Origin of the sequence: Kitasatospora sp. NPDC087314, from assembly GCF_044744365.1 — a bacterium.
Lineage (GTDB): Bacteria > Actinomycetota > Actinomycetes > Streptomycetales > Streptomycetaceae > Kitasatospora.
In genome coordinates, this window is sequence record NZ_JBIUYE010000021.1 from 126,116 (window position 1) to 145,164 (window position 19,049).

Annotated in this window: 18 protein-coding genes and 1 pseudogene; 13 read left to right on the forward strand and 6 right to left on the reverse strand. The window is 73.0% G+C overall.

The features are described from left to right. Positions 1-8: 8 nt before the first annotated feature. A complete protein-coding gene (locus ACIO5E_RS35780) occupies positions 9-1,196 on the forward strand; it encodes an alkaline phosphatase family protein (protein WP_400676103.1) in 1,188 nt (395 codons plus the stop codon). Positions 1,197-1,257: 61 nt separating this feature from the next. Continuing rightward, a complete protein-coding gene (locus tag ACIO5E_RS35785; protein WP_280684995.1) occupies positions 1,258-1,914 on the forward strand; it encodes a thymidine kinase in 657 nt (218 codons plus the stop codon). Between the two features lie 64 nt (positions 1,915-1,978). Here ACIO5E_RS35785 and ACIO5E_RS35790 read toward each other — a convergent pair whose 3' ends face one another. Continuing rightward, positions 1,979-2,719 (reverse strand): VOC family protein, encoded by a 741-nt coding sequence (locus ACIO5E_RS35790; RefSeq protein WP_400676136.1) that lies wholly within the window; start codon positions 2,717-2,719, stop codon positions 1,979-1,981. Between the two features lie 166 nt (positions 2,720-2,885). Between ACIO5E_RS35790 and ACIO5E_RS35795 the strand changes: the two genes are divergently transcribed. After that, positions 2,886-3,761 carry a sulfurtransferase gene (locus ACIO5E_RS35795; protein ID WP_400676105.1) on the forward strand — a complete coding sequence of 292 codons (876 nt, stop codon included), beginning with the start codon at positions 2,886-2,888 and terminating at the stop codon, positions 3,759-3,761. Between the two features lie 57 nt (positions 3,762-3,818). Here the strand turns inward: ACIO5E_RS35795 and sepH are convergent, their stop codons facing one another. Further along, complete coding sequence (sepH, locus tag ACIO5E_RS35800) at positions 3,819-4,892, reverse strand: septation protein SepH (RefSeq protein ID WP_280684992.1); 1,074 nt, start codon at positions 4,890-4,892, stop codon at positions 3,819-3,821. Positions 4,893-5,409: 517 nt separating this feature from the next. Here sepH and ACIO5E_RS35805 point away from each other — a divergent pair. After that, positions 5,410-6,270: a hypothetical protein gene (locus ACIO5E_RS35805; protein ID WP_400676107.1), complete on the forward strand. Its 861-nt coding sequence runs from the start codon at positions 5,410-5,412 to the stop codon at positions 6,268-6,270. Positions 6,271-6,335: 65 nt separating this feature from the next. Here ACIO5E_RS35805 and ACIO5E_RS35810 read toward each other — a convergent pair whose 3' ends face one another. Together ACIO5E_RS35810 and ACIO5E_RS35815 are read right to left on the reverse strand one after the other, a co-directional pair. After that, on the reverse strand, positions 6,336-7,658 hold the full coding sequence (locus ACIO5E_RS35810) for a D-arabinono-1,4-lactone oxidase (protein ID WP_400676109.1): 1,323 nt from the start codon (positions 7,656-7,658) through the stop codon (positions 6,336-6,338). A 104-nt stretch (positions 7,659-7,762) separates the two neighbouring features. Continuing rightward, positions 7,763-9,031: an MFS transporter gene (locus ACIO5E_RS35815; protein WP_400676111.1), complete on the reverse strand. Its 1,269-nt coding sequence runs from the start codon at positions 9,029-9,031 to the stop codon at positions 7,763-7,765. A gap of 127 nt (positions 9,032-9,158) precedes the next feature. Between ACIO5E_RS35815 and ACIO5E_RS35820 the strand changes: the two genes are divergently transcribed. Together ACIO5E_RS35820 and ACIO5E_RS35825 are read left to right on the forward strand one after the other, a co-directional pair. Beyond that, on the forward strand, positions 9,159-10,301 hold the full coding sequence (locus ACIO5E_RS35820; protein ID WP_400676113.1) for a ferrochelatase: 1,143 nt from the start codon (positions 9,159-9,161) through the stop codon (positions 10,299-10,301). A gap of 14 nt (positions 10,302-10,315) precedes the next feature. Beyond that, on the forward strand, positions 10,316-11,134 hold the full coding sequence (locus ACIO5E_RS35825; RefSeq protein ID WP_400676115.1) for an inositol monophosphatase family protein: 819 nt from the start codon (positions 10,316-10,318) through the stop codon (positions 11,132-11,134). Positions 11,135-11,274: 140 nt separating this feature from the next. On the opposite strand, the gene ACIO5E_RS35830 is transcribed toward ACIO5E_RS35825, so the two are convergent. Beyond that, entirely contained in the window at positions 11,275-11,460 is a 186-nt protein-coding gene (locus ACIO5E_RS35830; RefSeq protein ID WP_030057688.1) for a hypothetical protein, read from the reverse strand. A gap of 441 nt (positions 11,461-11,901) precedes the next feature. Here ACIO5E_RS35830 and ACIO5E_RS35835 point away from each other — a divergent pair, with 441 nt between their 5' ends. From ACIO5E_RS35835 to ACIO5E_RS35850, 4 genes are all read left to right on the forward strand, one after another. Further along, positions 11,902-12,555, forward strand: a complete 654-nt coding sequence (locus ACIO5E_RS35835; RefSeq protein WP_280684986.1) for a response regulator transcription factor — start codon at positions 11,902-11,904, stop codon at positions 12,553-12,555. A gap of 129 nt (positions 12,556-12,684) precedes the next feature. Beyond that, a complete protein-coding gene (locus ACIO5E_RS35840; RefSeq protein ID WP_400676117.1) occupies positions 12,685-13,980 on the forward strand; it encodes a sensor histidine kinase in 1,296 nt (431 codons plus the stop codon). Between the two features lie 239 nt (positions 13,981-14,219). Further along, positions 14,220-15,203 carry an acyl-ACP desaturase gene (locus tag ACIO5E_RS35845; protein ID WP_400676119.1) on the forward strand — a complete coding sequence of 328 codons (984 nt, stop codon included), beginning with the start codon at positions 14,220-14,222 and terminating at the stop codon, positions 15,201-15,203. A 473-nt stretch (positions 15,204-15,676) separates the two neighbouring features. Further along, entirely contained in the window at positions 15,677-15,976 is a 300-nt protein-coding gene (locus tag ACIO5E_RS35850; protein WP_030057692.1) for a DUF4193 domain-containing protein, read from the forward strand. A gap of 302 nt (positions 15,977-16,278) precedes the next feature. On the opposite strand, the gene ACIO5E_RS35855 is transcribed toward ACIO5E_RS35850, so the two are convergent. Further along, positions 16,279-16,728 carry a DUF3093 domain-containing protein gene (locus tag ACIO5E_RS35855; RefSeq protein WP_400676121.1) on the reverse strand — a complete coding sequence of 150 codons (450 nt, stop codon included), beginning with the start codon at positions 16,726-16,728 and terminating at the stop codon, positions 16,279-16,281. Between the two features lie 135 nt (positions 16,729-16,863). On the opposite strand from ACIO5E_RS35855, the gene ACIO5E_RS35860 reads away from it, so the two are divergent. The 3 genes and pseudogenes from ACIO5E_RS35860 to ACIO5E_RS35870 all read left to right on the forward strand — a co-directional run bounded on the left by ACIO5E_RS35860 (position 16,864) and on the right by ACIO5E_RS35870 (position 18,779). Then, positions 16,864-17,442 carry a PaaI family thioesterase gene (locus ACIO5E_RS35860; protein WP_400676138.1) on the forward strand — a complete coding sequence of 193 codons (579 nt, stop codon included), beginning with the start codon at positions 16,864-16,866 and terminating at the stop codon, positions 17,440-17,442. Next, positions 17,439-17,973: pseudogene (gene dut / locus ACIO5E_RS35865) on the forward strand (dUTP diphosphatase). The gene ACIO5E_RS35860 and the pseudogene dut overlap by 4 nt, the downstream one beginning before the upstream one ends. A 2-nt stretch (positions 17,974-17,975) precedes the next feature. Further along, positions 17,976-18,779, forward strand: coding sequence for a DUF3710 domain-containing protein (locus tag ACIO5E_RS35870; RefSeq protein WP_400676122.1), 804 nt, complete (start codon positions 17,976-17,978; stop codon positions 18,777-18,779). Positions 18,780-19,049: the final 270 nt, after the last annotated feature.

Sequence of the window (19,049 nt, forward strand, 5' to 3'; positions counted from 1 at the left end):
CCGGTTTCATGTCCTTTGCACCTGCCGACGGCTTCGACGCCTTCGAGATCCTTGACCCGGCCACGGCTCCCGCGCCCCCGTACGGCAGCGGCTCGCTCTGCGATCTGCTGCCCTCGGTGGCGGCGGGGCTCGGCGTCCCGGGGTTCACTGCGACCCTGCCGATCGCCCCGGCGGACCGGGTGGTGGTGTTCCTGGTGGACGGCCTGGGCTGGGAGCTGCTGCTGCGGCACCCGGAGTACGCGCCGTTCCTGTCCTCGCTGGTGGGGAGTTCGCTGGGTGGCACGGGCCGCCCGCTGACCGCGGGTTTCCCGTCGACCACGGCGACCTCGCTGGCCTCGGTCGGTACCGGCACCCCGCCGGGGCTGCACGGTCTGGCCGGATACACGGTCGCGGTGCCGGGCGCCGGTTACCTGATGAACCAGCTGCGCTGGCAGCCGCACACCGACCCGCGGGCGTGGCAGCCGTACCCGACGGTGTTCGAGCGCACGCACGAGGCCGGGGTGGCGACCGCTCAGGTGTCCTCCCCGCTGTTCGCGCAGACCCCGCTGACCAGGGTCGCGCTGTCCGGCGGCACCTTCCTGGGCCGGACCACGGGCGAGGAGCGGATGGACCTGGCCGCCTCCTGGCTGGCCGAGCACGACCGGGCGCTGGTGTACACCTACGTCAGCGAGCTGGACGGCGCGGGCCACCGCTTCGGGGTCGACTCGGACGAGTGGCGGATGACGCTGGACGCGGTGGACCGGCTGGCCCGCCGGCTGGCCGAGCAGCTGCCGCCGCGCTCGGCGATGTACGTGACCGCCGACCACGGCATGATCGACATCGCGCCGGAGGACCGGATCGACTTCGACGAGGACTGGGAGCTGGGCGCCGGCGTGGCCCTGCTGGGCGGCGAGGGCCGGGCCCGGCACGTGTACGCGGTGCCCGGTGCGGCGGCCGACGTGCACACGGTCTGGAGCGAGGTGCTGGGCGACCGGATGTGGGTGGCCACCCGGGACCAGGCGATCGCGGCGGGCTGGTTCGGCCCGGCCGTGGACGAGCGGGTGTACGGGCGGATCGGCGACGTGGTCGCCGCGGCGCGCGACGACATCGCGATCACCGCCTCCCGCAACGAGCCGGGCGAGTCCGCGATGATCGGTCTGCACGGCTCGATGACCCCGGTCGAGCAGTTCGTGCCGCTGCTCGAAGTCCGCGGCTGAGCCCGGACCCTGACTCTTCTGCGCCCGAACTCCCCTGATGTGAAAGGCCCTTGCTCCACCCATGGCTGAACTGGTGTTCTTCTCGGGCACGATGGACTGCGGCAAGTCGACGCTGGCGCTGCAGATGGACCACAACCACACCGCACGCGGTCGGCAGGGGCTCATCCTGACCCGCAACGACCGGGCCGGCGCGGCGACCATCTCCAGCCGGCTCGGCCTGCGGGCGGACGCGGTCGAGGTGACGGACGACTTCGACTTCCACGCGTACGTGGTGCACCGGCTCTCGGCGGGCGGCCGGGTGGACTACCTGATCTGCGACGAGGCGCAGTTCTTCGACGCCGAGCAGGTCGACCAACTGGCCCGGGTGGTGGACGAACTGGACATCGACGTCTATACGTTCGGGATCACCACGGACTTCCGGACCCGGCTGTTCCCGGGCTCGCAGCGGCTGATCGAGCTGGCCGACCGGGTCGAGGTGCTCCAGGTCGAGGCGCTGTGCTGGTGCGGCGCGCGGGCGACGCACAACGCCCGGACGGTGGGCGGGGTGATGGTGGTCGAGGGCGCCCAGGTGGTGGTCGGCGACATCTCGGTGAACGAGGACGAGATCGGGTACGAGGTGCTCTGCCGTCGCCACCACCGCCGCCGGCAGACCGCCGCGACGGCGCGGGCCTCGGTGCTCTCCCCGGACGTGCTGCCCTTCGAGGAGCAGCAAGCCTAGGGCCTGTGCCTGTCTTCGAGCCGCCACGCAGGCGGGGGTTTGACGACAGGCCCTGGAGCGAGCCCTACCGGAGCTCCAGCACCGAGAAGTGCCCGCCCTGCGGGTCGGCCAGCCGGGCGGCGCGGCCGCGGGCGGTGTCGTGCGGTTCGACCAGGACGCGGCCGCCGAGTTCGACGGCGTGCCGGGCGGTCGTCGCGGCGTCCTGGACGGCGAAGTGGACCCGCCAGCGGGGCGGGTGGCCGCGCAGGTCGGCGTCGTGCCGGATGCCGGCGACCGGTCGCCCCTGCACGAGCAGCGCGGACTCGCCGCCGGTGGGCCGGACGGGGCGGTCGAGCACGGTGGCGTAGAAGGCGGCGGCGCCGTCGGCGTCGGGGGTGAGCAGTTCGGTCCAGGCCGGTCCGCCGGGTTCGGGGCCGGCTTCCCGGCCGGTGTGCTCCTCGCCCTGCCAGAGGCCGAAGACGGCGCCGGAGACGTCGGCGGCGATGGCCATCCGCCCGGCGCGTTCGGCCTGGAGTGGCCCGACGGCGACGGTTCCGCCGCATGCGCGCACCAGTTGGGTGGTGCGGTCGGCATCGTCCACGGCGAAGTAGGTGGTCCACTGCACCGGGAAGCCGGTGGCGGTGGAGACGCCGAGGCCGGCGACCGGTGCCCCGTCGAGTTCGGCGCGGACGTAGGCGCCGAGCTGGCCGGGGCCCGGGGTGTAGGTCCAGCCGAGCAGGTCGGCGTAGAAGGCGCGGGCGCCGGCCAGGTCGTCGGTCAGCAGGCTGACCCAGCAGGGGGTGCCCTGGGCCAGTCGGAGTTCCACCGCGGGCAATGCGGGCCTCCTCATGGGTGGTTGGCGCACGGAAATACTCGCGCGCGAGGGTGATGCTTCCACCCTGGCGCGGGTCGAACCCTCGGGCCGCGCGGAAATTCCGGCAAAGAGCGCACAAAGAGCGGTGGGGCGGCGGCGCTGCGCGACAATGGCCGCCATGACCACCTTCAACGACGGTTCCCCGCTGATCTCCGCGGCCGGGTTGGCGCAGGCGCTCGCCTCCGCGCGCCCGCCGGTGCTGCTGGACGTGCGCTACCGGCTGGTCGGTGCCGCGCAGTCCGGCCCGACCGCGGTCGAGGAGTACCGGGCCGGGCACCTGCCCGGCGCCCACTTCGTCGACCTGGACCGGGACCTCGCGGCCCCGCCCGGAGCCCCCGGCCGGGGCGGCCGACACCCGCTGCCGGACCCGGAGGAGTTCGGAGCGGCGATGCGCCGCCTCGGGGTGGGCGCCGACCGCCCGGTGGTGGTGTACGACGGCGCGGCCTCGCTGGCGGCGGCCCGCGCCTGGTGGCTGCTGCGCTGGGCCGGGCACCGGGACGTCCGGGTGCTGGACGGCGGGTACGCGGCCTGGCTGGCGGCCGGACTGCCGGTGTCGACGGAGGTTCCGGCGCCGGCGGAGGGCGATTTCAAGCCGGCTCCGGGGCAGCTGCCGGTGGTGGACGCGGAGGGTACGGCGTCCTGGGCGCGCAGCGCTCTGCTGCTGGACGCCCGGGCGGGGGAGCGCTACCGGGGCGAGAGCGAGCCGGTGGACCCGCGGGCCGGTCACATCCCGGGCGCGGTGTCGGCGCCGACGGCCGAGAACGTGACCGCCGACGGGCGGTTCAGGCCGGCCGCGGAGCTGGCGGCGCGGTTCCGCGCGCTGGGCGCGGGTGAGCGGGAGACGGCGGTGTACTGCGGCTCGGGGGTGACGGCGGCGCACCAGATCCTGGCCTTGGAGGTGGCGGGCCTGCCGGCGACGTTGTACCCGGGGTCGTGGAGCGAGTGGTCGAGCGACGGGACTCGTCCGGTGGCGGTGACCGACCAGCCGGGCTGAGCCGGGGCGTGCGGAAGGGGCGGGAGGCCGAGCCTCCCGCCCCTTCCGCACGCTGTGCTACTCCTGCTTCTTGCGCCGGCTGCCGAAGACGATCTCGTCCCAGCTGGGCACGGTCGCCCGGCGGCCGGGCCGGACGCCGTCGGCTTCGGCCTGGCGGTCGGTGGTGCCGACCAGGCGTTCGCGGTGCGGGGCGACGGCCCGCGGCATCAGGATGTCGGCGTAGGCCGAGCCCGCGCCGACCGCCGGGGCGGCCGCGGCCGGCTCCTCGCTCTCCTCGGCGACCTCGGCGGGCACCGGCTCGATCGGGGCGGGGCCGACGGCGAGGTCGCCGCGGAAGGCGGGGACCACGTCGAGCAGGCTGGTCAGGGAGTCCCTGGCCTCGGCGGTGGCCTCGCGGGACTCGCGGACCTCGCGCGCGGACATGATGCGGTCGGCGGACGGCCGGTCGATCATCGGGCGGGGCGGCCGGTCCTGGGGGAGCCGGGCGATCCGCGGGATGAACGGGAAGACCGACTCCTCCTCGCGCTCGACGTTCTCGCCGATCAGCGCGCGGGCCTCGTCGTCGTTGGGCTGGACCAGGCGCCGGGGCGGGTCGTACGTCCAGGAGGCGCTGCGGCCCTCGCCGTCGGCCCGGTAGGAGAGGATGACCTCCCAGGTGCCGTCGTCGCGCCGCCAGGAGTCCCAGCGCTCGGTGTCCTTCTCGGCGCCGCGCAGCGCGAGCCGCTCGGAGACGGCCTCGCCGAGCTGCGGCCCGGTGGATTCGCCGTTGCGGCGGATGGCGGTCTTGCGGGCGCGCTCGGCCATGAAGGCGCGCTCGGCGAGCACCGGCCCCTCGAAGCGGCGGACCCGGTCGACGGAGATGCCGGCGGCCTGGGCGACCTCCTCGGCGGAGGCACCGGCTCGTATCCGGGCCTGGATGTCCCGGGGGCGGAGGTGGCTCTCGACCTCGATCTCGATCTGGCCGAGGCGCGGCCGGTCGCCGCGAATGGCGGCGCGCAGCCGCTCGTCGATGGGAAGGGTGTACTCCGTGCTGTCGGCAGCCTTGAGCACCAGCCGTGTGCCGTCGTTGCTGACGGCCACAACCCGCAGTTCGGGCACGGTTACCTCCCGGGTGGTGCCTGCCGACGTCACCTGCGTCGCTGCTCCCGTACTGAGTGTGGCCTGCCCACTCGCGACTGGCCACAACCTTGCTGAGTTCCCCGGCGTGTCGGGCCTACGCCCGATTGCGCCGCTGTGGCACGGTTGCCTTTTTGCCACGTCATCCGTCGACGTCGCGCCTGGGTGTCCCGGCCGTCCTCGCACGCGGAGTGTTCGCGACGATCCGGGACCGGCGTCGCCGTGCGTGCCTGTTCCGTGGCTCTTCGTCAAGCTGCCGGTGTGGGCGCAGTCGACAAGTCGACCCAAGGCTCAGGCTTTACGAACAGTACTCCATTCGTGGCATCCGGAGGGGCGGCTCGCCGCTCAAGTCTCCCGCGATTCACGGGAATCTCAAGAGCGCGTGCCCCTAATGGCGGACCACTGCCGGGTGAACGGTGATCATCTTCACATATATCGGGGACGAAGAACCGCATTTTCGCCCCTTGTGTCCTTCTTTGGGCAAGATGGAGTGACTTGTTCGAGGAACAGTCGTACGGACCGAGGGATGTCGATGTCGGAGCGGAGCCCCGCCGAGGAGGGCGGCGAGAAGCAGCGCAAGCGGATCGATCTGAGTGTGGCTCAGGTCGCGGCGAGTGCGCTGGCCACCGTGGCCGGGGCGCTGCTCGCCTCCGAACTCGGGGTGTACGGAACGATCCTGGGCGCGGCGGTGGTCAGTATCGGGGCCACCACCGGCGGTGCGGTGTTCCAGCACATCTTCAGGCGCACCGGCGAGCAGCTGCGCGAGGCGGTGGTGGATCGGGGGCCGGGCCAGACCGTGAACGGGCTGCGCCAGGTGCCGGCGCGCCCGGTGGAGCCGGCGCCGACGGTGATCTCCTCGGAGTGGAACGAGCCGCAGGTGGTGCGGGCGCGCCGGCGCTGGACCTGGAAGACCTACGCGGCGGTGTCCGGGCTGGTGTTCCTGCTGGCGATGACGCCGATCGTGGCGTTCGAACTGGCCACCGGGCAGCCGGTGTCGGCGACGGTGAAGGGCGAGTCGGGCAACGGCACCTCCTTCGGCGGCGTGGTGGGCCCGAAGTCCTCCTCGCCGCGGGAGGCGCCGCCGACGGAGCGGCCGTCCACCGGCGGCGGGCACGGGTCGGACCCGACGCCGTCCGGCGGGGCCTCGGCCCCGGTGACGACGAGGCCGAGCCGGGAGCCGAGCGCGAGCCCGAGCGGCGGGTCCGGTGAGCGCGGCGACGGTACGGCCTCGCCCTCGGCGTCCCCGAGCGCGACGCCGTCGGCAGGTTCGTCCCCGAGCGCGGACGGCGGGAAGCCGTCCGGCGGGGCGAGCCCGAAGCCGCCGGAGCCGAGCAACGCCCCAGCGTCCGTGGCCCCGCCGCCCGCCGCGCCGACCGGGGACGCGACCCCCTAGGCAGGCCCCGGGACTCCTGCGCCCCCGGGACTCCGACGCTCCGCGACTTCTACGCCCCGGGGCTCCTACGCTCCAAGGACACGGCGCAGGTAGTCGTTGCCGAAGAGGCGCTGCGGGTCGACCTCGTCGCGCAGGGCGGTGAAGTCGCCGAAGTGCGGGTAGACGCCGGCCAGGTACTCGGCGTCCCGGGTGTGCAGCTTGCCCCAGTGCGGGCGGCCCTGGTGGGCGGCCATCAGCTGCTCGACGGCGGTGAAGTAGCCCTGGTCGGCGGTGCCCCGGTAGAGGTGGACGGCGATGTAGGCGCTGTCCCGCCCGGCGGCGGTGGAGAGCCAGAGGTCGTCGGCGGGGGCGAACCGCACCTCCACGGGGAAGCTGACCTTCCAGTCGGAGCGCTCGACCAGGGCCTTCAGTGCGCGCAGCACCTCGGCGACGGACGCGCGCGGCACCGCGTACTCCATCTCCACGAAGCGGACCTTGCGGGGGCTGGTGAACACCCGGTACGCGGTGTCGGTGTAGCTGCGGTCGGACCAGGCGCGGCTGGCCAGCGAGGCGATGGTGGGGATGCTGGCGGGGAAGCGCCGGCCGACCCGGCAGGCGCCCTCCCAGACGGTGTTGGAGAGGAAGTCGTCCTCCAGCCACTCCTTGAACCGGGGCAGCGGGGCGGCCGGACCCTGGCTGCGGTTGTTGCGCTTGGTCGAGCAGCGGTCGGTGTGCGGGAACCAGTAGAACTCGAAGTGCTCGTTCACGGCGGTGAGGTCGTCCAGCCGCGCCAGCACCTCGTCGAAGGACATCGGCTGCTCGTGCGCGGTGAGCAGGAAGGCCGGTTCGACGGCGAAGGTGAGCGCGGTGATCACGCCGAGGGCGCCGAGGCCGAGCCGGGCGCCCTGGAACAGCCGCGGGTTCTCGGTGGGGGAGCAGCGCCGGACGCTGCCGTCGGCGAGGACGATCTCCAGGGCGCGGATCTGGGCGGCGAGCGAGCCGGAGTCGCGGCCGGTGCCGTGGGTGCCGGTGCTGGTGGCGCCGGCCACGGTCTGGACCTCGATGTCGCCCATGTTGGTGAGCGAGAGGCCCTCGGCGGCGAGGATCCGGTTGAGCCGGGCGAGCGGGAGGCCGGACTCGACGGTGACGGTGCCGGCCTCGCGGTCGATCTCGCGGACGGCGGTGAGCGCGTACGGGCGGAGCAGGACGCCGTCGCCGGCGGAGGCGATCGAGGTGAAGGAGTGGCCGGAGCCGACGGCCTTGACGGTGCGGCCCTGTTCGGCGGCGCGCAGGATCTCCTTGGCCAGCTCCTCCGCGGTGCCGGGGGTGGCGGCCCGGGCGGGCCGGGCACTCTGGTTCCCGGCCCAGTTGGTCCACCGGGTGGGGGTCGCGGTACTGGCCTGGGGCATGGCGCCGCCTCCTGCTCCGTGGCCGACCGGGGTCGGCGCGGTCCGGGGCGGTGGGGGCCGCCCTACCCGCGGGTAGGCCCACGGGTAGGGAGAGATTAGTCAGTTCACCGTTCGAGGTCTACGGTCTCTTCGACCGCTTCGGCGGCTCCTCCGGCGGTCTGTTCGACGGTGAGCCCGGCACGCAGCCGGCCCAGCCCGGCCAGCGCGACGACCACGCCGAACGCCCCGGCGGTCAGCGGCACCCAGTAGCCCGCGGCGGATCCGGCGGCGTCGACCACCCAGCCTCCGGTGGAGGAGCCGACCGCGACGCCGAGGGCGAGCCCGGTGGTCGTCCAGGTCATGCCCTCGGTCAGCTGGGCGGCCGGGACGAGCCGCTCGACCAGGGCCATCGCGGTGATCAGGGTGGGGGAGATGGCGATGCCCGCGACCAGGAGCGCGCCGCCGACCACGATCAGCCCGCCGACGCCGCGCACCGACCCGGCGACCAGCACCAGCGGCACCATGCTGAGCGCCATGAACAGGACGCCGCCGAAGAAGCGGCCGGCCATCGAGCCGGTGAGCTTGAGGGTGCCGAACACCACGCCGGCCAGGCAGGAGCCGAGCGCCCACAGCGCCAGGATCACGCTGGAGACGGACTTGTGCCCCTGGGTCTCGGCGTAGGCGACGGTGACGACCTCCACCGAGCCGAAGATCGCACCGGTGGCGACGAAGGTGAGGATCAGCACCTGCAGGCCGCGGTTGAGGATCACCGAGCCGCCGAGGTGCCGGGTGGCCGGGTGGACCGGCGGCTCGGTGGAGCGCTGCCCGGCGAACAGCAGGACGCCGACGGCGAGGAAGACCCCGGCGAGCAGGACGCCGGCCTCGGGGAAGACGGAGGTGGCCAGGGTGATGGAGAGGATCGGGCCGACGATGAAGCAGAGTTCGTCGACGACGGCCTCGAAGGAGTACGCGGTGTGCAGCTTGCCGGCGTCGTCGCGGTAGAGGTGGGCCCAGCGGGCGCGGACCATCGCCCCGGTGCTCGGCATGACGCCCAGGCCGGCGGCGAAGACGAACAGCGTCCAGTCCGGCGCGTTCGACCGCGCGCAGAGCAGCAGCCCCACGACGGCGACCACGGTGATCGCCATCGCCGGCACGATGATCCGGCGCTGCCCGTGCCGGTCCACCAGCCGTGAGACCTGCGGGCCGAGCAGCGCGGCGGAGACCGCCAGCGTCGCCGACACCAGGCCCCCCAGCCCGTAGGAGCCTCTCAGCTGGGAGAGCATGGTCACGATGCCGATGCCGGTCATCGAGATCGGCAGCCGGGAGACGAAGCCGGTGGAGGAGAAGGCCAGACTGCCGGGGGAGGCGAATATCTGGCGGTAGCTGGACAGCACGGGAGCTCCGCGGGGGTAAGGAACGAGGCTGGTGAACACAGCTTACGTACCTTGGCAAACGGTAATTTCCGGACACCCGCGCGGCCCCGCCGGAGGTCCCCGGTCCCTCAATGGCAGGATCGGTGCCATGTCCGACGCGCGCAAACCCTCACCGTCCGGCGCAGCCCCGTACGACGCCCTGCTGCTGCTCTCCTTCGGCGGGCCGGAGGCCCCCGAGGACGTCGTCCCCTTCCTGGAGAACGTGACCCGTGGCCGCGGGATCCCCAAGGAGCGGCTGAAGGAGGTCGGCAAGCACTACTTCCTGTTCGGCGGGGTCAGCCCGATCAACGAGCAGAACCGCGAGCTGCTCGCCGCGCTGCGCAAGGACTTCGCCGAGCACGGGCTGGACCTGCCGGTCTACTGGGGCAACCGGAACTGGGCCCCCTACCTGGTGGACACGCTGCGCGAACTGGCCGCCGACGGCCACCGCCGGATCGCCGTCCTCGCCACCAGCGCCTACGCCGGCTACTCGGGCTGCCGCCAGTACCGGGAGAACCTCGCCGACGCGCTGGCCGCGCTCGCCGCCGAGGGCGTGCCCGAGCTGCGGGTCGACAAGCTGCGGCACTTCTACAACCACCCCGGCTTCGTCGAGCCGATGATCGACGCCACCCTGGCCGCCCTGGCACAGCTGCCCGAGGACGCCCGGGCCGGCGCCCGTTTCGCCTTCACCACCCACTCCATCCCGGACACGATGGCCGAGACCTCCGGCGCCCCGGACGACCCGGCCCGCGGCCGCCCCGGCGGTGCCTACGTCGCCCAGCACCTGGACGTCGCCCGGCTGATCGCGGCGGCCGTCGCCGAGCGCACCGGCGTCGCGGACCGGCCCTGGGAGCTGGTGTTCCAGAGCCGCAGCGGCGCCCCGCACACGCCGTGGCTGGAACCGGACATCTGCGACCACCTGGAGGCCCAGCACGCCGACGGCGCGCCCGCCGTGGTGATGGTCCCGATCGGCTTCGTCTCCGACCACATGGAGGTCAAGTACGACCTCGACACCGAGGCCGTCGCCAAGGCCGCCGAACTCGGCCTGCCGGTGGCCCGCGCCGCCACCGTCGGCGCCGACCCGCGCTTCACCGCCGCGGTGCGCGAGCTGGTGCTGGAGCGGGCCGCCACCGAGCGCGGCGAGCCGGTGACCCGCTGCGCCCTGGGCGCGCTCGGCCCCAGCCACGACGTGTGCGCGGTGGCCTGCTGCCCCAACCCGCGCGCCCCCCGCCCGGCCGCCGCCGAGCGCTGACCCCGAGGAGACCCATGCCCACCCCCGCCCTGCCCGTCGACGGTCTCCTCGACGACCTGCTGGAGGTCGCCCTGGACGCGGCCCGTCAGGCCGGCGCCCTGCTGCGCGACGGCCGGCCCGCCGATCTCGGTGTGGCCGGCACCAAGAGCAGCCCGGTCGACGTGGTCACCGAGATGGACCTCGCCTCCGAGAAGCTGGTCCTGGAGCTGATCACCGACCGCCGCCCCCAGGACGGCTACCTCGGCGAGGAGGGCGCCGAGCGGCACGGCACCAGCGGGGTGCGCTGGGTCGTCGATCCGCTCGACGGCACGGTCAACTACCTGTACGGGCTGCCCTCCTGGGCGGTCAGCGTGGCCGCCGAGGTGGACGGCCGGGCGGTCGTCGGCGTGGTGTACGCCCCGGCCCGCGGCGAGCTGTTCCACGCCGTCCTCGGCCGCGGCGCGCGCCTCGACGGCCGGCCGGTCTCGGCCCGCCCGGCCCCGCCGTGGGGCCAGGCGCTGATCGGCACCGGCTTCAACTACGTCCAGCCGGTGCGGGTGCGCCAGGCCGAGGTGCTGCTGGCCCTGATGCCCGAGGTGCGGGACATCCGCCGGGGCGGGGCCGCCGCGGTGGACCTGTGCGACGTCGCCGCCGGGCGGCTGGACGGCTACTACGAGCGCGGGCTCGCCCCCTGGGACCGCGCGGCCGGCTGCCTGATCGCCACCGAGGCCGGCGCCCTGGTCGGCGGCCGCCCCGGGCACGGCCCGGACGGCGAGCTGACCGTGGCCGCCGCCCCCGGCGTGTACGAGCCGCTGCAGGAGCGCCTGGCCGCGCTGCGCGCCTGGGCTGACTAGCCACAGGGCCGGTCCGGGCGCGGGCGCCGGAACATGCGAAGAGCCCTGGCATACAGGGGATGCCAGGGCTTGGGGTTTCGCACGACCCCCGCAGGGCCGCTGGTGCCGGAGGTTCGGCGTCAGGTCGAAGGTCGGATCGATCAGGCGGCGGTGCGGTGGCGCTCCAGCACGGTGTCCACACCGTGTTCGGCGGCGAGCCGGCGGAGGTCGTCCAGCTCGGACTGCTCCACCTCGGCGAGGAACTCGTCCCCGGCCTCGATCGCGCGGTGCAGGTCCTGCTCGGCGTTGGCTATGCGCTGCAGGATTCCGGCCTTGAAGGCGTCCATACGGGCCCCCTTACTGTGTCGGACGTGCACGGTCGTACGTTCTCCGCCCCGAGGAGGTGTGGCCAGCGGCAGCGTCCGGTCCGGTAGGTCTTGAATCTCCGGTCGGGCGCGGAGACGGCCTTCGGCCGCTCCCGGTGACGTCCCAGCCCCAGGGCCGGCGCGGATGAACGCACGGCGGGTGGGTGCGATCGGCCAACAGCCAGATCGCGGGTGTGCAGCTGTCCTCCCCGCCGGGAAGACGGGGAAACCTTCCGGCGCGAGAAAGTTGCCTGCGTCACAGTCCAACCGGACTGGTCCGGATGCGAACCGTGACCGTCCGCCCTCCCGCACCGTGCCTGAGCGGCAGCTTATCGCTGCTTTACCGGCGGACCAGGCAGGATGGAGACACCGTCGGAGCCGTGCGTCCGCTTCCGGGGCCGGCCTGGAGAAGGGACAACGACCGTGCGGGTTCTCGTCGTCGAGGACGAGCAGCTGCTCGCCGAGGCTGTCGCCACCGGCCTGCGCCGCGAGGCGATGGCCGTCGACGTGGTGTACGACGGGGAGGCCGCGCTCCAGCGCATCGCGGTCAACGACTACGACGTGGTGGTCCTGGACCGCGACCTCCCGCTGGTCCACGGCGACGACGTCTGCCGCAAGGTGGTCGAGCAGGGCCTGGCCACCCGGGTGATCATGCTGACCGCCTCCGGCGACATCAGCGACCGGGTCGAGGGCCTGGAGATCGGCGCGGACGACTACCTCCCGAAGCCGTTCGCCTTCAGTGAACTCGTCGCCCGGGTAAGGGCGCTGGGCCGCCGCGCGACCGTCCCGCTGCCCCCGGTGCTGGAACGCGCCGGCATCTCGGTCGACCCCGGCCGCCGCGAGGTGATCCGCGACGGACGCACCGTCCAACTCGCCCCCAAGGAGTTCGCCGTCCTGGAGGTGCTGATGCGGGCCGGCGGTGCCGTCGTCTCCGCCGAGCAGCTGCTGGAGAAGGCCTGGGACGAGCACACCGACCCGTTCACCAACGTCGTGCGCGTCACCGTGATGACGCTGCGCCGCAAGCTCGGCGACCCGCCGGTGATCATCACCGTCCCGGGCTCCGGTTACCGGATCTGACCGGACCCACCGGACCACCTGGCCGGATCCGACCGGACCAGACCGGAACCGGCCGGAACCGGCCGTCGGGCCGGGCAGGACTCCACCCATCCCGCGCCCGCCCCGGGCGGACGCTCCGAGAGGACCATCATGACCACCCCGCCCCCGGCCGGCGGGCCCTCCGGCGCGCCCGCCGGCGGCCCGCGCGCCGTGCCGCCCAAGCCCCCGCACCCCCCGCACGCGACCCGGCCGCACCACCCCGGACGCTACGCCCCCGGCGACGGCATGCTCGCCTGGCTGCCCTTCCGGCCCACCATCCGGATGCGGCTCACCCTGCTCTACGGCGGCATGTTCCTGATGGCCGGCGTGGTCCTCCTGCTGCTGATGTACGTGTTCTTCCAGGACGCCGTGCAGGGCTTCGTGCCGCACAAGTTCGACCTCGGGGGCAACCGGATCCTGGTCGGCGGCACCTCGATGGACGGCGCGCAGTTCAACCAGGCGCTGGCAAGCGAGTACTTGGCGCGCTCCGACTCCGCGCGGACCACCCTGCTGCGCAAGTCGCTGACGATGCTGGTCTGCCTCGCCGTGATCGCCTTCGCGGTCGGCTACGCGCTGGCCGGCCGGGTGCTGCGCCCGCTCGGCGAGATCACCCGCACCGCGCGCGACGTCGCCTCCTCCGACCTGCACCGGCGGATCGAGCTGGACGGGCCGGACGACGAGCTCAAGGAGCTCGCCGACACCTTCGACGACATGCTGGACCGGCTGGACCGCTCCTTCGACTCCCAACGCCGCTTCGTCGCCAACGCCTCGCACGAGCTGCGCACCCCGCTGGCGATCAACCGCACCCTGCTGGAGGTCCAGCTCTCCGATCCTGCCGCCTCACCCGACCTCCAGCAGCTCGGCAAGACCCTGCTGGCCACCAACGAGCGCAGCGAGCAACTGGTCGAGGGCCTGCTGCTGCTCGCCCGCAGCGAGAACGAGCTGACCGACCGCCGCCCGGTGGAGCTCTCCGAGGTGGCCACCCGGGCGCTGGAGCAGACCCGCGCCGAGGCCTGCCAGCGCGAGATCGAGCTGCGCTCCAAGCTCTCCCCGGCCGTGGTCGCGGGCAACGGCGTGCTGCTGGAGCGGCTCGCGCTCAACCTGCTGCAGAACGCCGTCCGCTACAACACCCCGGGCGGCTGGGTCGAGCTGGCCACCGCCGAGGTGCCCGGTGGTGGCGAGCTGGTGGTCTCGAACACCGGCCCGGTGGTGCCCGGCTACGAGCTGGAGCACATCTTCGAGCCGTTCCGCCGGGTCAAGGGCGCCGAGCGCACCCGCAGCGACAAGGGGGTCGGGCTCGGCCTGTCCATCGTCCGCTCGGTGGTGCGCGCCCACGGTGGCGCCATCGAGGCCACTCCGCGCGCCGGTGGCGGCCTCACCATGCGGGTCCGGATCCCCAACCCCTGACCCGCCCCGCGGGGCCCCTCCCGGGCCCTCCGCGCCGTCCCCGCCGCCGCGCTCCGTAAGCGACCGTTCACTGCCGCCCCCGTCAGGCCCGTCAAGACGACATAAGGCCTGGCGGGGGCGGCTTGTCATTTGCTGCCCGGGCAACTTACGGTGTCGTAACCTACGGAACCGTAAGTGTGTCTCCGATGTGCCCGCCCAACGCGCCCGTCCCGCGCGTGCCGTCCCCCGGGAGCAAGACCGTGACCATCGCCCCTGTGCAGAGCAGCACCTCGCTCGGATCGAGCGGCTGGACCGACGCGCGGCTGATCCTGGCCCTCGAGGAGGTCGTGGAGAAGGAGCTCAACCGCCACCTGGGCGTGGCCAAGGAGTGGATGCCGCACGAGTTCGTGCCGTGGAGCCGGGGCCGCGACTTCGACGGCGTGCTGGGCGGCGAGGCCTGGGCCGTCGAGCAGTCCCAGGTGACGCCGCTCGGCCGGGTGTCGCTGGTGGTGAACCTCCTCACCGAGGACAACCTCCCCAGCTACCACCACGAGATCGCCAGCATGTTCGGCCGCGAGGGCGCCTGGGGCACCTGGGTGCACCGCTGGACCGCCGAGGAGGGCCGGCACGGGATAGCCATTCGCGACTTCCTGCTCGCCACCCGGGCCGTCGACCCGGTGGAGCTGGAGCGGGCCCGGATGAGCCACATGTCCGAGGGTTTCGAGTCCGACAACGCGCACAGCATGCTGCACTCGGTCGCGTACGTGGCGTTCCAGGAGCTGGCCACCCGCATCTCGCACCGCAACACCGGCAAGTACGCCGGCGACGAGCTCTGCGACCAGCTGCTGGCGAAGATCGCCAACGACGAGAACCTCCACATGGTCTTCTACCGGAACCTGCTGAAGGCCGCCCTGGAGATCGCCCCCGACCAGGCCATGCGAGCCGTCGCGGACGTGGTCACCAACTTCCGGATGCCCGGCCACGGCATCCCCGGCTTCGAGCGGGCCGCCGCGCAGATCGCCCTCGGCGGGGTCTACAACCTGCGCATCCACCACGACGACGTGCTGCAGCCGGTGCTGCGCCACCTGCGCGTGATGGAGATCGGCGGCCTCGGCCCGGAGGGCCTGCTGGCGCAGAACGAGCTCGGCGTCTTCCTGGACGGGCTGGACGGCCAGGCGCGCAAGTTCGAGGAGCGCCAGGCCGCGATCCTGGCCCGCCGGACCGCGCGCCGAAGCGCCGAGTAGGGCGCGCGGCGGGGCAGTCGAAGTGGGTGGATTTTCCGCGGTTTGCCCCGGAAGATTCTGAACGTGACCAAGCTCACATCGTGTCGCTCCGTGACTTCGGTCGACCTCGGAGAGTGATCACCTGCTCAGGGGTGCCGATCGCCGTCCGTGATCGGATTTCAAGCCCAGGCCGGTCCGTAGGATTGATCGGCACCCCAGGTGGGCAAGGGATTCGGCAGGCTTTCGAACGGCTGGCGGTCACTGTGAGTGGCTGCCGCGCCGGGGCTGGAGGAGGCCGACGATGGCCCAGCGTGAGGCCTCCCACACCCCGGTGGATCACCCCAACGGACCCCTGGCTGAGTGTCGATTGAGTAACAGGGCTTGAAGTAAGGCAAAATCTCCGCCTCGGGTCGGGCACAAGACCGACCCCCCATGCGTTACGTGCGCTGGAGATACCGCACACACCGCACAAACCCGGAGGGGGAGAGCGAACAATGGCAACGGACTACGACACCCCACGCAAGACCGACGACGAGCTCAACGAAGACAGCATCGAGGAACTCAAGGCTCGGCGGAACGACAAGGGCGGCGGCTCTGTCGACGTCGACGAGTTCGACGCGGCCGAGGGCATGGAGCTCCCGGGCGCCGACCTCTCGAACGAGGAGCTCGCGGTCCGGGTGCTGCCGAAGCAGGCCGACGAGTTCACCTGCATGAGCTGCTTCCTGGTGCACCACCGCAGTCAGCTGTACAGCGAGAAGAACGGCAACCCGATCTGCCGGGACTGCGGCGCCTGAGCACCGCGGCGGACAGGGCCCGGCGCCCGCGGTTTCCGCGGGTCCGGCACAGCGCCCCTTCCGGCCCCGGGCAGCGGGGCCGGACGGCAGGTCCGGTGGCCGTCCTGACGGACGGCACTGGGAGGACGGGGTCGGCCATGAGCACGTCGGCCGACACAAAGTCGTAGGGACGGTCCCGCATCAGCGGAACCGTCCCTCTCCGTTTTTCCGACCAGGTCGTTCCGACTCGGCCTTTCCACCCGGGGCCTTCCGGCCCGGTGCGCGCCCCCGGCCTCCCCGGCCCGTGCGCGCGACCCCCGGTCCTACGTGCGGGCGCCGCGGCGAGCCTCCTCCAGCGCCTCCGCCAGCTTCATCGGCGAGCGGGTCGACAGATAGAGATACGGCGTCGGGTCGGTCGGGTCGGTCACCTCGATCCGCAGCGCCGTCGGGACGTAGCTGCGCAGCAGCATGAAGGCGCGCGGGTTGGCCTTCGGCCCGCGCCAGGCCACCGCCTCGGCGGGGCTCAGCGGGTGCGCGGTGCCCAGGGCGTCCACCGGGATCCGGGCCGGTCCGGCGACCAGCGAGCCCTGCACCACGCGGATCCGGGCCGAGCCGTAACTGCTGATCGCGACCGCGCCGGCGGCGATGCCGACCACCAGCCCGACCAGTGCGGCCAGACCGCCGACCCGCAGCAGGATCAGCGCGAGCGTGAGCCCGGTCGCGACCGGGAGCAGCCACCAGGAGCGCGGCACCGTGAGGCGTTCGTCGTACATGCCCCCATTGTGGGCGCCCTGACGCCGGGGCCGGGACGCCACCCCCACCGGGCGTGCCCCTACCGCTCGGTAGGGTGGGGCCCCGTGACCGGTTCGACCACCCCCACCGCCCCCACCGACCGGCCGGCGCCCGCGATGCCGCCGACCCCGACCACCCCGCCGCCGGACGCCGTGCTGCCACCGCGCGCCCCCGAGGCGCCCGCCCCCGGCACCCGGCTCGGCTCCCACTACGAGCACTGCTTCGGCTGCGGCCCGCAGCACCCCGGCGGGCTGCGGATCGACGCGGTCGCCGGCGAGGGACTCGACGTCACCGCCGAGTTCGTTGTCCGCGACGTCCACCAGGGCGGTCCGGGCCTGGCCCACGGCGGAGTACTGACCACCGCCATGGACGAGACCCTCGGCACGCTGAACTGGCTGCTGCACGCCCCCGCCGTCACCGGCCGGTTGGAGACCGACTTCCTCTGCCCCGTCCCGGTCGACTCGGTGCTGCACCTGCGGGCGTGGATCACCGGAGTCCGGGGCCGCAAGATCTACAGTGCCGCCGAGGCGCGGATCGGCGGCCCCGACGGACCGGTCGCGGTGCGCGCTCAGGCGCTCTTCATCCAGGTGAAGCTGGAACACTTCACCTCGCACGGTCGTCCCGAGGACATCGAGAAGGTCCTCGACGACCCGGATCTGATGAAGCGCGCACGAGCCTTTGAGGTGAACCCTTGAGCAACGCCCCCCGCCCGCCGCTGGACGTCCTGATCAGGCGCATCGACCCCGAGCTGCCGCTGCCCGCCTACGCGCAGCCCGGTGACGCGGGAGCCGATCTGCGCACCACCGTCGACGCCGAGCTGGCCCCCGGTGAGCGGGTCGTCCTGCCCACCGGCGTGGCCATCGCCCTCCCGGACGGCTACGCGGCCTTCGTCCACCCCCGGTCCGGGCTGGCAGCTCGTTGCGGAGTTGCCCTCGTGAACGCCCCAGGGACGGTCGATGCCGGGTACCGTGGAGAGATCAAGGTGATCGTCGTCAATCTGGACCCGCGCGAGGGGGTCAGCTTCCGCCGAGGGGACCGGATCGCCCAGCTGGTGGTCCAGCAGGTCGAGAAGGCCCGCTTCCACGAGGTGGCCGAGCTACCCGGGTCGGCACGCGCCGAGGGCGGGTTCGGGTCGACCGGTGGCCACGCCGCGGTCTAGCATTCCCGCGGCCTCGCAGGAAGCCGAGCAGGTATTCGCATCGGTCTTGGACCGGGAAGGACAGTGACCGTGTTCCGTCGTCGCCAGAAGAGCGAGGACGCTGTCGAGCAGCTCGCCGACGACGCCATCAGCGCCGACGAGACGGCCGATGACGTCGAAGGTTCCGCCGAGAGCGAGAACGTGACCGAGCTGGACCCGGCCGACAAGGTCGGCCTGCCGCCGGCTCCGCGGCCGGACGGCCCGTGGGACCACTCCGAGCTGGAGAACCCCGAGGAGGGGCGGGTCGACCTCGGGGGTCTGCTGGTCCCGGGTGTCGAGGGTATGGAGCTGCGCGTGGAGGTGGCCGGTGACGCGATCGTCGCCGCGACCCTCGTCCTCGGCAACAGCGCCATCCAGCTGCAGGCCTTCGCCGCTCCGAAGTCGGAGGGCATCTGGGGGGAGGTCCGGGAGGAGATCGCCAACGGCATCACCTCGCAGGGCGGCCTCATCGAGGAGGAGGAAGGCCCGCTCGGCTGGCACCTCCGTGCCCAGGTCCCGGTGCAGCTGCCGGACGGCACCCAGGGCGTGCAGCTGGTGCGCTTCGTGGGCTGCGACGGCCCGCGTTGGTTCCTGCGTGGCGTGATCTCGGGCCAGGCCGCCGTGCAGCCGGAGATGGCCGGGATCCTGGAGCAGGTCTTCCAGCAGACGGTCGTCGTCCGCGGCGAGACCCCGATGGCGCCCCGCGACCCGATCGTGCTGAAGCTGCCCGAGGACGCGCAGATGGTCGCCGACGGTGGCGGTGCGGCCGCGTCGGCCGGCGAGGGAGACAGCCGTTTCGGCGGCGCGGCCCTCGACCCGTTCGCCCGCGGCCCGGAGATCACCGAGGTCCGCTGACCTGGTGCGTGCCGTACTGATCGCCCCTGCCTGGACCCCGGGCAGGGGCGATTTGCATGTGGCGGGCCCGTCCCCGTACAGTTCCGGAGTCGCCGCGAGAGAGCGGGGACAAGCGGAAAGCAAAATCCGATGAATGAAACTCCGGAAAACGGAGCGGAAAACATCTGATAAGCTTGAAACACGAAAGAACGAAGCGCCCGGAGGGCCTGCTGGAAGGCAGCCTGAAGGAAGTGTCCGTTCCTTGAGAACTCAACAGCGTGCCAAAAGTCA

Excerpts from the sequence above, each read along its gene's own strand:
- ACIO5E_RS35780 (WP_400676103.1), top strand. The coding sequence starts at position 9 with ATGTCCTTTGCACCTGCCGACGGCTTCGACGCCTTCGAGATCCTTGAC.
- ACIO5E_RS35785 (WP_280684995.1), top strand. The coding sequence starts at position 1,258 with ATGGCTGAACTGGTGTTCTTCTCGGGCACGATGGACTGCGGCAAGTCG.
- ACIO5E_RS35795 (WP_400676105.1), top strand. The coding sequence starts at position 2,886 with ATGACCACCTTCAACGACGGTTCCCCGCTGATCTCCGCGGCCGGGTTG.
- ACIO5E_RS35805 (WP_400676107.1), top strand. The coding sequence starts at position 5,410 with ATGTCGGAGCGGAGCCCCGCCGAGGAGGGCGGCGAGAAGCAGCGCAAG.
- ACIO5E_RS35810 (WP_400676109.1), bottom strand. The coding sequence starts at position 7,658 with ATGCCCCAGGCCAGTACCGCGACCCCCACCCGGTGGACCAACTGGGCC.
- ACIO5E_RS35820 (WP_400676113.1), top strand. The coding sequence starts at position 9,159 with ATGTCCGACGCGCGCAAACCCTCACCGTCCGGCGCAGCCCCGTACGAC.
- ACIO5E_RS35825 (WP_400676115.1), top strand. The coding sequence starts at position 10,316 with ATGCCCACCCCCGCCCTGCCCGTCGACGGTCTCCTCGACGACCTGCTG.
- ACIO5E_RS35830 (WP_030057688.1), bottom strand. The coding sequence starts at position 11,460 with ATGGACGCCTTCAAGGCCGGAATCCTGCAGCGCATAGCCAACGCCGAG.
- ACIO5E_RS35840 (WP_400676117.1), top strand. The coding sequence starts at position 12,685 with ATGACCACCCCGCCCCCGGCCGGCGGGCCCTCCGGCGCGCCCGCCGGC.
- ACIO5E_RS35850 (WP_030057692.1), top strand. The coding sequence starts at position 15,677 with ATGGCAACGGACTACGACACCCCACGCAAGACCGACGACGAGCTCAAC.
- ACIO5E_RS35855 (WP_400676121.1), bottom strand. The coding sequence starts at position 16,728 with ATGTACGACGAACGCCTCACGGTGCCGCGCTCCTGGTGGCTGCTCCCG.
- ACIO5E_RS35860 (WP_400676138.1), top strand. The coding sequence starts at position 16,864 with ATGCCGCCGACCCCGACCACCCCGCCGCCGGACGCCGTGCTGCCACCG.